Raw genomic sequence first — 12,906 nt, 5'->3', positions numbered from 1 at the left:
CACATACGACGTGCACCCCGCGTGCCGAGAAGGCCGTCGCCTGGACGAGGCCGACTCGAACGGCCACCGCACGGCAAGCATCGGCAGATCGATACCGTCCGCTGGCGGCCGGACAGTCACCCACCCCCGCGCCACACGGCATGCACCCCGTCCGCCAGAGCCATCGCCTGCGCGTAACCAGCCCGGGCGGCCGCCGGGCGGCGGGCGTCGGCGGTCAGGTCGCGGCCCATCGCGCGTCGGGACTCGCGATCCGGGGTCAGGAGGGTGATCTCGGCTCCCTGGGCGGTGAGTTGGGCCGCCTGCTGGTGGGCGCTGGGGTGTGGGCCGACCGCACGCGGGATCGGTGCGACGGCCAGGATGTGGGGATGGTCGGCGGCCAGGTGGAGGTTGGCGGTCGTGCGGCTGCCGCCGTCGATCCAGCGGCGGCCCGCAACCGTGACGGGCGGCGAGACAAGCGGGACGGCGCAGCTCGCGGCGACCGCTTCGACGAGGGGGACCTTCGAGTCGGCGTCGAACGTCTCCAGGGACCCTGTCGAGGCGTCGACGGCCGCGATGCGCAGGGCGCGGTCGGGCCAGTCCCGTGCGCCGCGCAGCAACGTGCCGATCGCGTCGAGGAGTTCGGACTCGGGTCCGGTGCGGGCGGCGAGGGCGGCGCGGCCGAGCCGTCGTACAGAGCGCTGCGGATCTCTGGATCCCAGTGCCGCCCACAGGAAGCGCATCGTCTGGGCCGTGGTGACCCGCAACTCCACCTTGTCGGCGCGGGTCACCTGACGTTCGTACGACTCCCCCGGCGCCTCACCGGCCGCGAGCCGGGCGCCGAAGATCGCACCCGCGGAGGTGCCGATGATCACGTCGGCTCGGTCGAGGTCGACACTGGCTTCCGCCAACCCCGCGAGCACGCCCGTCATCCACGCCCCGCCGACGGGCCCGCCACCGCCCAGGACCAGTGCCGTGCCATGCATGACGCCACCCCCTCGTCGTCGAAGTGGGGACTACTCCCCACTTGATGGATCGACGATAGCATCAGTACCGGGGACCACTCCCCACCAGCTCGGAGGACGATGATGACGGGCCCGAACGACACGACGGCACCTGGTCGACGGCGCGATGCGCGGCGCAACCGGGAGCTGCTGATCGAGGCCGCCCACGCCGTCTTCACCGAGCAGGGGCTGCACGCGCCGATCGACGTGATCGCCCGTCGCGCGGGCATCGGCAACGCCACGCTGTACCGGCACTTCCCCACCCGTGCCGCGCTGGTGGACGCGGTGTTCCGCGACCTGCTCACCGACACGATGACCGTGGGCGAGCAGGCGCGCGACGCCGAGGACGCGTGGGCCGGGCTCACCGGTTATCTGGAGACCGTCTTCGCAGGTCTGGCCGCCGACCGCGGCACCAACGACCTGATGACCACCCACCTCGACGGCGTCGCATCGCTCCAGGCCGTGCACGCGCACAACCGCCAGACCGTGGAACTGTTGCTCAGCCGCGGCCGCGACCAGGGCACGATCCGTGCGGACGTCACCCCGGAGGACGTCCTGTTCGCCCTCGCCGCCCTGGGCCGCACCGTCCCGTCCCTCACGGAGGCCGCCGGCCCCGACGCCTGGCGCCGCCCCCTCGCGCTCCTCCTCGACGGCCTGCGCGCCACCCCCGCTACGACCCCGCTCCCCTCCCCCGCCCTCACCGCGGCACAACTCAACGACGCGCTGCAGGGCCTCGGGCCGCGTAACTGACGTGCCTATGACGTGAGTTCACGGCCGCAGACCGGTCTACGGCCGTGCGCGGACCGCAGTTGGCCCCAATCCGGCATCCCCGTCCGACCATCTCGCCGCAAGGGGCCTTGCCCACCGGGGAGTTGACGCCGAACAGCACGCTGCCCGGCGTAGAAGACCGATCCCTCGGTCCTCCATCGCCGGGCAGCAGAACCCCGTACGTTCAGCCCACCGAGGTCAGGACTCGACCCCGGCGTCCTCCAGTTCGCTGACCGCCTCGGCCTTCTCCTCGGCCGGTGCGGCTGCCCGTACCGCCGGGATCGCCGCCGCGACCAGGGCCGCCAGCAGGGCGACGCCGCCGCCGATGATGAGGCCCGTGCGGAAGCCGTCCTCCGAGGTGAAGGTGTAGCCGCCTGCCGTGGTGGTCATCTGAGCGAGGACCACGCCGATCACCGCGGCGCCGATCGAGGTTCCGAGGGAGCGCATCAGGGTGTTGAAGCCGTTCGCCGCGGCGGTCTCGGAGAGCGGGACCGAGCTCATGATGAGGGCGGGCATCGCGCCGTAGGCGAGGCCGACGCCGCTGTTGATGACGATGCAGACGACCATGAGGCCCCAGGCGGAGCTCATCAGGCCCATCGACAGGGCGTAGCCGGCGGTGATGACCAGGACGCCGCTGATCAGGGTGAACTTGGGGCCGCGGGCGTTGGTGAGCTTTCCGCCGAGCGGGGAGACGATCATCATCATGATGCCCCCGGGCGCCATCCAGAGGCCGGACGCGAGCATCGACTGGCCCAGGCCGTAGCCGGTGGCCTCGGGGAACTGGAGCAGCTGCGGGACGACCAGCATGCTCGAGTACATGCCGACGCCGACGAAGACCGAGGCGATGTTGGTGATCAGGACCCGGGGGCGGGCCGTCGTACGGAGGTCGATCAGCGGGTCGCTGGTCCGCAGCTCCCAGATGCCCCAGGCCAGGAAAGCCACGATCGCGACGGTGAACAGGCCAAGCACGGTGGCCGAACCCCAGCCCCAGTCGGCGCCCTTGGAGATGCCGAGGAGCAGGCAGACGAGGCCGACGGCGAGCCCGAGGGCGCCGGGGGCGTCGAACCGCTGTCCCTTGGCGGCGGCCGGTACGTCCGGGATCAGGAACCAGATCAGCACGGCGACGACCGCGGCGAGAGCGGCCGAACCCCAGAACAGGGCACGCCAGTTGGCGTACTGCGCGACGGCCGCGGCGATCGGCAGGCCGAGGCCGCCGCCGATGCCCATGGAGGCGCTGACGAGAGCGATGGAGGGACTCAGCCTCTCCTGCGGTACGACGTCCCGCAGCAGGGCGATGCCCAGCGGGACCATGCCCATGCCCATGCCCTGCAGACCGCGGCCGACGATCATCGGAACCACGGACGAGGAGAGCGCGCAAACCACCGAGCCCACCATCAGCGGGACGGAGCAGGCGAGCAGCATGCGGCGCTTGCCCAGCAGGTCACCGAGGCGGCCGACGACCGGCACGCAGACCGCGGCCACCAGCAGCGTGGCGGTGATCACCCACGCGGCGTTCGAGGACGAGGTGTGCAGCATCTCCGGCAGATCGGCGATGAGCGGGGTGACCAGCGTCTGCATGATCGCCGCGGTGGTGCCGGCGAAGGCGAGCGTGGCGATCACGCCGCCTGCGCGGGCTGAGGGCTGGGGGGCGTCCATGACGGGACTCCTCGGCATGTCTGTTCAGTCGGGAAGTGAAGGAATATGCATCGTACACATCGTATGTATCAGCCATGTGATGGGGATGATGCATAACGTCGTGCGAGGATGGGCCGGGCCGCCCCGGAGCGCAGGACACGGCGGCGGCATCGGCAGGAAGCAGGAGGCAGCGGACCGATGGACAGGCGCACGCGCGAGGTCGAGTACGAGCAGATGCTTCTCAGCCGGCACGGGCTGCTCGCGCAGAAGGGCGGGCGCCGCAAGGACGGCGTCCTGGAGCGCAGCGCCTACATCCTGTTGAGCCGGATCCGCGTCCAAGGACCCATGTCCATCGGCGAGTTGAGCGACGCCTTCGGTCTCGACACGTCCACCCTCAACCGGCAGACGGCGGCCGCCATGCGGTCCGGTCTTGTGGAGCGCATCCCCGATCCGCAGGGCGGTATGGCCCGCAAGTTCCGCATCACGGACCTGGGCGCGCGGATGCTCGACGAGGAACGCGAGGGTCTCGTCCAGTCCCTGGACCAGATCATGGACGACTGGTCGGACGAGGACATCGACGCCTTCGCGGCTTTTCTACGACGCTTCAACACCGACATCGAACGGATCGGCGGGCGTCCCTGGCCACGGCCGTGAGCCCCGCCCCGTGACAACGCACGGGACGGGGCGGTCAGTTCACGCCGGGCGTGGCTGTGTCAGGAGGAGCGGCGGGCGCGGCCGGCCGCGTAGACCCCGCCGGCACCCAGGGCGATCACCAGGGCGGCGCCGCCCGCTATGAGGCCGACCGGCGCGTTCGAACCGGTCTCCGCCAGCGGCTGGTTGCCACCGTTCGGCGTCGCCTTCGGGCTGGGCGAGGGCGACGACTTCAGCGGCGGAACGTGCGCGGAGGTGGGAGGCGTCGTCGACGGCTTGGGGCTGGCCGGCGGGGTCGACTCCTCGGCGGGAGGCGTGCTGTCGGCCGGGGTCGACGGCGTCGCGGGCGGCGCCGAGGCCGGCTGCGTCGGCGTCGGGGTGGGCGAGTCCGGGGTGCTCGGGGTGCACTCCTTGTCGCCGCCGTTCCAGGCCGCGATGAGGTGGTACGGCGTCATGATGTTGTCGGGCTCGTACGGCAGAGGGCCGTGGCCCTCGCCCGTACCGCCGTCGTACGTGACGTCGTCGCCGTACAGGTCGATCTGGCCGTAGCAGTCGGGCGACTTGACCTTCAGCTGCTGATAGGTCTGCTGGGCGTCGCTCGCGCCGGCGACGTCCTTGGAGGTGAGGTAGACCGTGGCCTTGTCGACCATGGTCTGGTGGCCGGAGTTGTACCAGTTGGGGCCCTCGGCGGTGTACTCGGCGAGGGAGACGGGGTACTTGCAGCTGTCCCCGACGCTCTGGTCGGGAGCCAGCCGGACCTCGACCGTGCCGGGGATGGTGTCCCACTGGAGGAAACCGCCCTGCGAGGTCCAGTCCGCGCCGACAACGTTTCCATCGGCTCCGACGATGCGGTACTGCACGGTGGCGGACTGGCACGCGGCGGCGTCGGTGGCGCTCGCCGGGCCGGCCGCGAGCACGGGCGCGGCGGCGGCGATGAACGCGGTGGCCGCGAGGGCGGACAGGGATTGGAGGTGGTGCGAACGTGACAAAGTGAGCCTCGACGATGGTTAAAAGGTGTGGGAGGTGGCAGAACGAGCGGCGGGCGCACGAAAGGAAACGATCGAGGGCGTGCGCGACCGGACCGCTCGCAGGTGCTCCGCTCAGCTAAGGCACAGCGAAGCAAGCTGAATTCTTGTCACCTTTCACAACTCCCGTCAATCCTTCATCAGTTGGTCACAGGTCAAGATCAGGGCATCACCGCGAGTAGATGCCAGCGCAGGCCCTCCAACTCGACGTAGAGACCGGGGTCGACCAGTTCGTCGCCCTCGCGATCGTAGGTCAAGTCGGCGAGCAGCTCGGTGAGTTGGCGGGAGCCGCCGCGCAGGTCGGTCCACGGGAGGCGGACCCGCCCCTGGGCGGGCTGTTCGGAGAGGTTGACGACGACGAGGTGGCGTCCGGAATCCGTTGTCCAGGACCAGGCGATCAGGTTCTCGTGGGTGGGGTTGTCCGGCCAGCCCGTGCAGTCGAGCAGCTGCCACTCCCCTCCCCTGCGCATACCGGAGGAACCGACGGCGGCGAGCAACTGGTGCTGGAACGCAAGGAGTTCCTTGTCGACGGGCTCCTCCGGCCGACGGGAGAGGAAGACCGGCGGGCGCACCCGTCGCCCCTCGAACTGCCCCTCGTGCCAGAGCGTCGCGCCCGGCAGGGTGGCGATGGTGACGGCCGCCACCCGTTCCCGCTCGGGCGACAGCGTGGCGGCGGCCCGGGGTTCGTCGTGGTTCTCCAGGAAGCGGACCAACCCGCGCTGGTAGCGGACATCGGCCCGCAGATGACCGCGCACCGATTCCGCACCCTCGTGCAGCAGCCGGTCGTAGAGCCGCTTGTCGTAGCAGTGGTCGAACCCCTGTTGCTGCAGGGCCCATTCGAGGTCCCAGTACGCCTCGGCGACGAAGAGGAAGTCGGGGTGACGCTCGCGCACCTTGGGGATCGTGTACGGCCAGAAGTCCTCGGCCGGTGCCGTGCCGGCCCGTTCGCCCCAGGTCTTCGCGAAGACGTCGGTCATCAGCAGCATGGCCATGTCGCAGCGGACGCCGTCGGCCTGGTCGGCGATCGAGGCGAGGGTGTCGACGGCGGCCATGCGCAACTCATCGCTGAAGGCGTTGAGTTGGACGACGTCGGGCCAGGGCGCGAAGTACGGGTCGCGGCCTCGGGCGAACACCTTGCCACCGGCTTCGAGGAAGGCGGCGGGGTCCCGGGACAGGTCGTCCTGGGTGCCCTGGACGAGGCAGCCGGGGCGTTCGGTCAGCCAGGGGTGGTCGGGGGCCACGTGGTTGGGGACGTAGTCGAGGATCAACCGGACGCCACGCGCGGCCAGTTGGGCGCGGGCCTCCGCCAGCCCCTCCGGGCCGCCGAGGGATGCGTCCACGACGTAGTTCCGGACGCAGTACGGCGATCCGGCCACGTCCTCCGGGCGCAGGTCGGGCAGCGCGGCCCGGAACGACGCCTGGAGCGAGGCGTCGCGCAGCGCGATCTCCAGTCCGGCCGGGCTGCGTTCCCACACGCCCATCAGCCAGACGGCGTCGATGCCAGGGAGGGCGACCTCGTCCCAGGCGGGCGCGGGCACCTCGCCGAGGGTGACGGTACGGCCGTAGCGGGTGCTCAGCTCCCCCAGCCAGATCAGGGTGTTGATCTCGTAGATCACCGGGTGCTCGGGCCAGGCGGTCATGACAGGGGCTCCTCTCGGTCGCCGGTCGGGCGGAGGCTCTCGCGGCCCCGGGTCGACCACTCCTGGTCTCCCAGGGTGTGGAAGAGGGTGGCGGTGACCGCGGACAGGCCGGTCCAGCCGGTCTGGTGGGAGGCGCCGAGGCCGGCGCCGTTGTCGCCGTGGAAGTACTCGTAGAAGAGGATCAGGTCCTTCCAGTGCGGGTCCTTGGCGAACTTGGCCTGGGCGCCGTGCACCGGCCGGTGTCCGTCGGCGTCGCTGAGGAAGGTGGCGGTGAGCCGGTCGGAGATCTCGCGGGCGACCTCGTAGAGGGTGAGCTGTCTGCCCGATCCGGTGGGGCACTCGACGGTGAACTCGGCGCCGTGGAAGGCGTGCAGGTTGAGCAGGGCGCGGATCAGCAGCAGATTGACCGGGAACCACACGGGGCCACGCCAGTTGGAGTTGCCGCCGAACATCCCGGAGTCGGACTCGGCGGGCAGATAGCCGACGCCGTACGACTCGCCGTGCACCTCGAAGGTGTACGGGTGCTCGGCGTGGAAGCGGGACAGGGAGCGGATGCCGTGCGGGCCGAGGAACTCGCCCTCGTCGAGCATCCGGGACAGGATGCGCCGCAGCCGGTCCTCGCCGAACAGGGCGAACAGATAGCGGCCGTCGGCGTTCGGGCCCAGCGCCTCGTGCGAGGAGATGGTGGCCTCCACGGCCGGATGACGTTCGAGGAACTCCCTTGCTCCCGCGACCAGTTCGGGGAAGCGCTGGTCCGCCCAGCCGCCGACCAGGCTGGTCGCCGCGAGCGGGATCAGGCCGACGAGCGAGCGCACCTTGAGCCGGGTCGCCGTGCCGTCGGGCAGCCGCAGCACGTCGTAGAAGAAGCCGTCCTCCTCGTCCCACAGGCTCGCGTTGTCGGCGCCGATGCGGTTCATGGCGACGGCGATCCACGCGAAGTGCTCGAACAGGGACTGTGCCTGCTCGATGTAGACGGGGTTGTCGACGGCCAGCTCTATGGCGATCTCCAGGAGGTTCTGGCAGTACAGCGCCATCCACGCGGTGCCGTCCGCCTGGTCCAGGTGGCCGCCGGTGGGGAGCGGGGCGCTGCGGTCGAAGACGCCGATGTTGTCGAGGCCCAGGAAGCCGCCCTGGAAGACGTTGTTGCCGTCGGTGTCCTTGCGGTTGAGCCACCAGCTGAAGTTCTTCATCAGCTTCTGGAAGGCGTTCTCCAGGAAGGCGCGGTCGGCCTTGCCGGTGCGGTGCTTCTCCAGCTCGTAGAGGAACAGGGTGGCCCAGGCGTGCACCGGCGGGTTGACGTCGCCGAAGTTCCATTCGTACGCCGGGATCTGGCCGTTGGGATGGAGGTAGAGGCGGCGCAGCAGCAGGTCCAACTGGCCCTTGGCGAAGGTGAGATCGACCATCGACAGGGCGACGGTGTGGAAGGCGAGGTCCCAGGCCGCGAACCACGGGTACTCCCAGGTGTCCGGCATCGACATGATCTCGTCGTTGACCATGTGGTACCAGTTGCTGTTCCGCACCCGGGGGTCGGAGGCGAGCGGGTCGACACCGTGCTCGGAGAGCCAGCGCTCGACGTCGAGGTAGTAGTACTGCTTGCTCCACAGCATCCCGGACAACGCCTGCCGGACCAGGCGCCGTTCGTCGGCCGAGGTGTCAGGGGTGGTGATGCCGTCGTAGAACTCGTCGGCCTCGGCGCGGCGTTGGGTCATGACCGTGTCGAAGTCGCCAGTCCAGTCGGGCAGTTCGGCGGCGGTGAGGCGCAGGCGGACGGTGGCACTCTCGCCGGCCGGGATGGTGAGCACGTGGTGGACGGCGGCCTTGGTGCCAGTCCGTTCGGGGTTGACGGCTCCGGTCTCGCCTCCGACGACGTAGCGGTCGATGCCGTCCTTGACGTACGGGGAGGAGTTCGAACTGCCGAAGATCTTCTCGTTGTTGGTGTCGTTCTCGGTGAACAGGGTCTCCGCGCCCGCGTCGCAGTACAGCCAGCGCTGACCCAACTCCTCGTGATCTGCTCGGAGTTGGCCGCCGGGTTCCTGGTGAATGGACGGTACGGCGGTGCCACCGGCCCAGGACCAGGTGTGCCGGAACCACAGGGTCGGCAACAGGTGCAGGGGGGCCTCGTCGGGGCCGCGGTTGTGCGCGGTGATCTCGATCAGCAGGTCCTCGGGGCCCGCCTTCGCGTACTCGACGAACACGTCGAAGTAGCGGTCCTCGTCGAAGATGCCGGTGTCGAGGAGTTCGTACTCGAAGTCGCCGCGCCCACGGGCCTGGTTGGTGGCCTTGAGGTCCTCGTACGGGTACTCCGACTGCGGGTATTTGTAGAGGTACTTCATGTACGAGTGCGTGGGCGTGCTGTCGAGGTAGAAGTAGTACTCCTTGACGTCCTCGCCGTGGTTTCCCTCGGAGTTGGTGAGGCCGAACATCCGCTCCTTGAGGATCGGGTCGCGGCCGTTCCACAGCGCGAGCGCGAAGCACAGCCGCTGCTTGTCGTCGCTCACGCCCGCGATGCCGTCCTCGCCCCAGCGGTAGGCGCGGGAGCGGGCCTGGTCGTGGGTGAAGTAGGACCAGGCGTCGCCGCTGTGGCTGTAGTCCTCCCGTACGGTCCCCCACTGGCGCTCGCTCAGATAGGGGCCCCAACGGCGCCAGGGCACCCCGGAATCGTCGGCCTCGGCCAGCCGTCGCCGCTCGGCATCCGACGTGTCACCGCTCGTCCCCATCGTGTGTCCTCCTCGTGGCCCGGCACCTTCCCCAAGACTCCGGTGTCTTGCGCGCGACGGCAACGGATACCGGGCCGATCATGCGGATGGTCCCCTCTCGTTCATCTCCGGGTCCGGGCGGAGTGCGCGAGGACCGCGGTGATCGCCAACAGCAACGCCGCTGCCGCCGCGACCGGCGCCACCAGGAACGCGCCCGCGCTGCCGTGCCTGTCGGCGAGGTACCCGGCCACTGACTGCCCGGTCGCGGTGCCGAGGGGGCCGCCCGCGCACAGGATCGTCAGAGCGACGGTCGCCCGGTCGGTGGGCGCGAGGCGTTCGGTGAGGGCGTAGAGGCTGATCAGGTACGGGGCGACGGTGACTCCGGCGACGGCCATGGCGGCGGGGAGTACGTGCCCCCGCTCCCCGGCGACCAGGGTCAGCGTGCCCAGCAGCAGTGTCGCCGCGAAGGTCACGTACCGGCGGCGGAGGCCGAAATGCGCGGGGAGCCAGGCGCAGGCGGCGCCTGCCATCGCGCTGCCGATGCCGAAGACGGCGTAGAGGAGTCCGGCGCTGCCCGGGTGACCGCTCTCGTTCGAGTAGGCGGTGACGCCGGTCTGTACGGCGCCGAATACCGTGCCCACCGCGGCCATGGCGAGGAACATCGCGGCAAGTGGCAGTCGGGGCAAGGGAGTTCGCGCGGCGCGTGTGCTCTGCCGGTGCTCACTGCTCCCCTGGGTCAGGGACAGGGTGAAGGGCAGGGTGGCCAGGAGGAGCAGGGCGATGGCGGCCAGGGTCGGGGCGGTCGGGCCGAGGGCGGTGAGGAGTCCCACGAGCGCGGGTCCGGCGACGAAACTGATCTCGTCGGCGGTCGCCTCGTACGAGAAGGCGGTCGGCATGAGGTCGGGCCGGGCGCGGGCGTGCAGCAGGCGTGACCAGTGGACCCGGATCAGGGGGCCGACCGGGGGTTGGGTGAGTCCGGACAGGGCGGCGGCCGTCAGCATGCTCGCGCGGCCGGTGTGGCTCGCCGCGACGAGGGCGGTCAGGGCGGCGGCGTTGGCGAGTGCGGTGACCGTCCCGACGAGGCGGTGGCCGTGGCGGTCGGCCAGTGACCCGGCGATGGGGGCGCCGAGCGCGTTCGCGATGCCCTGGGCCGCCGCGGCGAGTCCGGCGAAGGCGTAACTGTCGGAGGCGGCCTGGACGAGGACGAGCGTCGCGAGCGACGAGGTGGCATAGGGCAGGCGGGCCAGGAAGCCCAGCGGGAAGAAGGCCGCGCCGGGCACACGCAGCAGGGATCGGTACGCCATCGGCGTCTCCAATGAGCACGTCGGAGAGACGCGCTACCCAGCCACCGGCGCGTTGACGATCCCGTTTCTGTCGCGCAGCCTAGCGAGCGGACCGGTCCGTCACCAGAGCGGTCAGTCCCCTCCGTGGTCGCCGTAGGCGGTGACGGACAGGAAACGGACGGGGAGCTCGACCAGTTCCTGGGGACCGTGCGCGCCCTCGCCGTCGAGTTGGAGGGCGTCGCCGGGGCGCATCGTGTAGGCCGCCTCTCCATGGCCGTAGACCATGACACCTTCGAGCATGAACAGCAGCTCGGTGCCGGGGTGTTGGAAGAGGGGAAAGACCTCGCTGGACTCGGTGAGGGTGACCAGGACGGCTTCCATGCGTTTGTGGGGGCCGCGCAGGGCACCGAGGAGTTCGTAGAGGTGGCCGACCCGGCTGCCGCGGCGGATGATCTGGGCGCCGTGGCCTGCGGGGACGTAGACGGCCTCGCGCTCGGTGTCGACGCCTCGGAAGAGGGCCGTGACGGGGACGTTGAGGCCGGTGGCGAGGCGGCCGAGCGTGGTGAGGCTGCACGAGGTGTGCGCGTTCTCGATCTTGGAGAGCATCGCTTTCGAGATGCCGACCCGGGCCGCCATCTCCGCCACGGACAGCCCGGCCGCGATCCGGTAGCGACGCACCTGGCGGGCGATCGCGGTCTCCAAGTCCACTGGCCCGTCAGCCTGTTCGGGGGTGATCTCCCGGTCGGGCAGCGCGGGTGCCTGGTCGTGGTGGTCGGTGCCCATGGCGGTCATTCTGCCTGATGGGCCGTGGTCCGCCGGGACTTGCCGAGCGCGAAGCGTGGATGCGGCTCGGCGCGGCCCAGGGCGAGGTCGGCGGCCATCGCGCCGATGAGCGGGGTGAACTTGGCGCCGTGGCCCGAGCACGGAGAGACGACGACGAAGGGGCCGGTGCGGTCGAGCACGAAGTCCTCGTCGGGGGTGGTGGTGTAGAGGCAGCTCGCTTCGGCGACGGGTGTGGGGTCCAGGCCCGGGAGCGTGCATTCCACCCACGCGGTCACCTTGTCGCGCGAGGCCGGATCGACAATGCCGGTGCGGGTGTCCGCAGTTGTGGGCGTGCCCTCGTCGTGCTGGGCGACCTTGAACGCCGGGAGCGGTCCGCCGTCGCTGCCGGACGGAAGGCCGTAGAGGCTCAGCTCGTCCTTGTGGACGAAGACGGGCCAGGTGGCCGTCTCCGGGTCGCGGCGGCGGAAGTGGAAGACCTGCTGCTGGGTCACCCGAAGGGGCGGCAGAGGCCCGGGAATGCCTAGTGGGACGGCGAGTTGAGGCAGCCAGGCGCCGGACGCGACCACGACTGTGTCGGCTACGAGGGTGTGGTCCTGTGTGCGTAGATCTACGCGGGCGTCGTCGCGGATCTCCGCGCCGGTGACGCGGGTGCCGGTGAGGACGCGGGCGCCCACTTCGGCGGCCCGCCGTACCGCGGCGGCCACCGTCGCGTCGGCGTCGACCGTGCCCGCGTCCGGGTGATGCAGCACGGGACCGTCGAAGCGGAACTGCGGCCAGCGGTCCGCCGCTTGGGCCGCGGTGAGCAGTTCGTGCGGTACGGCGGCTGCGGCGAGGATGCCGGCGATGCCCTTGGGGTCACGGCCCGCGCCGAAATCCAATCCCCCGGTGAGGCGCAGCAGTTGGGCGCCTGTGTCGTGCTCCAGTTCCTGCCAGAGTTCGCGGGCCTCGCCGGTCAGGCGGACGTAGAGGGGGTCGGCGTAGGCGCGGCGGTAGATGCGTGAACTGCCGTGGGAGCTGCCGGACTTGTGGCCGATCTCGTACGCCTCGACGAGGGTGACCTCATGACCCTGCCGGGCGAGTTGCCAGGCCGTGGCCGCGCCCATCAGGCCTGCTCCTACGACGGCGATCACAGGGCGGCTCCGGAGGTGCCGGGGATCCAGTCGGTGCCGGCGAGGGGGACGCGGGCCATGGCGGCGGACTCGATGGTGAGGGCGACCAGGTCCTCGGGTTCCAGGTGGTGGAGGTGGGCCTTGCCGCAGGCGCGGGCGAGGGTCTGGGCCTCCATGGTGAGGACGCGGAGGTAGTTGGCGAGTCGGCGTCCGCCTTCGACCGGGTCGAGGCGGGCAGCGAGTTCCTCGTCCTGGGTGGAGATGCCGGCCGGGTCGCGGCCGTCCTGGAAGTCGTCGAAGTAGCCTGCGGCTGAGCCGAGTTGGCGGTACTCGGCG

11 protein-coding genes are annotated in these 12,906 nt (G+C 70.6%); 2 read left to right on the top strand and 9 right to left on the bottom strand.

The features are described 5' to 3' along the window. Nucleotides 1-116: 116 nt before the first annotated feature. Nucleotides 117-962 carry a patatin-like phospholipase family protein gene (locus OO69_RS13915; protein WP_033280912.1) on the bottom strand — a complete coding sequence of 282 codons (846 nt, stop codon included), beginning with the start codon at nucleotides 960-962 and terminating at the stop codon, nucleotides 117-119. Between the two features lie 99 nt (nucleotides 963-1,061). Here OO69_RS13915 and OO69_RS13910 point away from each other — a divergent pair, with 99 nt between their 5' ends. Continuing rightward, the gene (locus OO69_RS13910; protein WP_033280911.1) at nucleotides 1,062-1,730 is read left to right on the top strand and encodes a helix-turn-helix domain-containing protein; all 669 of its coding nucleotides are present in this window, start codon (nucleotides 1,062-1,064) and stop codon (nucleotides 1,728-1,730) included. Nucleotides 1,731-1,946: 216 nt separating this feature from the next. On the opposite strand, the gene OO69_RS13905 is transcribed toward OO69_RS13910, so the two are convergent. Then, nucleotides 1,947-3,404 carry an MFS transporter gene (locus OO69_RS13905; protein WP_033280910.1) on the bottom strand — a complete coding sequence of 486 codons (1,458 nt, stop codon included), beginning with the start codon at nucleotides 3,402-3,404 and terminating at the stop codon, nucleotides 1,947-1,949. A gap of 177 nt (nucleotides 3,405-3,581) precedes the next feature. On the opposite strand from OO69_RS13905, the gene OO69_RS13900 reads away from it, so the two are divergent. Continuing rightward, nucleotides 3,582-4,037: a MarR family winged helix-turn-helix transcriptional regulator gene (locus OO69_RS13900; RefSeq protein WP_033280909.1), complete on the top strand. Its 456-nt coding sequence runs from the start codon at nucleotides 3,582-3,584 to the stop codon at nucleotides 4,035-4,037. 59 nt (nucleotides 4,038-4,096) lie between these two features. Here OO69_RS13900 and OO69_RS13895 read toward each other — a convergent pair whose 3' ends face one another. The 7 genes from OO69_RS13895 to OO69_RS13865 all read right to left on the bottom strand — a co-directional run. Then, the gene (locus tag OO69_RS13895; protein ID WP_033280908.1) at nucleotides 4,097-5,023 is read right to left on the bottom strand and encodes a hypothetical protein; all 927 of its coding nucleotides are present in this window, start codon (nucleotides 5,021-5,023) and stop codon (nucleotides 4,097-4,099) included. 197 nt (nucleotides 5,024-5,220) lie between these two features. After that, complete coding sequence (locus tag OO69_RS13890; protein WP_033280907.1) at nucleotides 5,221-6,699, bottom strand: alpha-amylase family glycosyl hydrolase; 1,479 nt, start codon at nucleotides 6,697-6,699, stop codon at nucleotides 5,221-5,223. After that, nucleotides 6,696-9,416 carry an MGH1-like glycoside hydrolase domain-containing protein gene (locus tag OO69_RS13885; protein ID WP_033280906.1) on the bottom strand — a complete coding sequence of 907 codons (2,721 nt, stop codon included), beginning with the start codon at nucleotides 9,414-9,416 and terminating at the stop codon, nucleotides 6,696-6,698. Before OO69_RS13885 ends, OO69_RS13890 begins: the two co-directional genes overlap by 4 nt. 101 nt (nucleotides 9,417-9,517) lie before the next feature. After that, nucleotides 9,518-10,699, bottom strand: coding sequence for an MFS transporter (locus OO69_RS13880; protein WP_063744440.1), 1,182 nt, complete (start codon nucleotides 10,697-10,699; stop codon nucleotides 9,518-9,520). A 111-nt stretch (nucleotides 10,700-10,810) separates the two neighbouring features. Further along, the gene (locus OO69_RS13875; protein ID WP_051800991.1) at nucleotides 10,811-11,461 is read right to left on the bottom strand and encodes a helix-turn-helix domain-containing protein; all 651 of its coding nucleotides are present in this window, start codon (nucleotides 11,459-11,461) and stop codon (nucleotides 10,811-10,813) included. Between the two features lie 5 nt (nucleotides 11,462-11,466). Next, a complete protein-coding gene (locus OO69_RS13870; protein WP_051800990.1) occupies nucleotides 11,467-12,591 on the bottom strand; it encodes an FAD-dependent oxidoreductase in 1,125 nt (374 codons plus the stop codon). Beyond that, nucleotides 12,588-12,906: glutamate synthase-related protein (locus tag OO69_RS13865; RefSeq protein WP_033280904.1), on the bottom strand; the 319-nt coding region annotated here is incomplete at its 5' end. The genes OO69_RS13865 and OO69_RS13870, both read right to left, overlap by 4 nt.

Source organism: Streptomyces sp. NRRL F-525, from assembly GCF_000716605.1.
In the GTDB taxonomy this organism is placed as follows: domain Bacteria; phylum Actinomycetota; class Actinomycetes; order Streptomycetales; family Streptomycetaceae; genus Streptomyces.
This window is presented reverse-complemented; position numbering and strand designations above follow the sequence as displayed.

Bases quoted from the DNA above. Each gene is read 5' to 3' on its own strand.
- OO69_RS13915 (WP_033280912.1), bottom strand. From the start codon at position 962: ATGCATGGCACGGCACTGGTCCTGGGCGGTGGCGGGCCCGTCGGCGGG.
- OO69_RS13910 (WP_033280911.1), top strand. From the start codon at position 1,062: ATGATGACGGGCCCGAACGACACGACGGCACCTGGTCGACGGCGCGAT.
- OO69_RS13905 (WP_033280910.1), bottom strand. From the start codon at position 3,404: ATGGACGCCCCCCAGCCCTCAGCCCGCGCAGGCGGCGTGATCGCCACG.
- OO69_RS13900 (WP_033280909.1), top strand. From the start codon at position 3,582: ATGGACAGGCGCACGCGCGAGGTCGAGTACGAGCAGATGCTTCTCAGC.
- OO69_RS13890 (WP_033280907.1), bottom strand. From the start codon at position 6,699: ATGACCGCCTGGCCCGAGCACCCGGTGATCTACGAGATCAACACCCTG.
- OO69_RS13885 (WP_033280906.1), bottom strand. From the start codon at position 9,416: ATGGGGACGAGCGGTGACACGTCGGATGCCGAGCGGCGACGGCTGGCC.
- OO69_RS13880 (WP_063744440.1), bottom strand. From the start codon at position 10,699: ATGGCGTACCGATCCCTGCTGCGTGTGCCCGGCGCGGCCTTCTTCCCG.
- OO69_RS13875 (WP_051800991.1), bottom strand. From the start codon at position 11,461: ATGGGCACCGACCACCACGACCAGGCACCCGCGCTGCCCGACCGGGAG.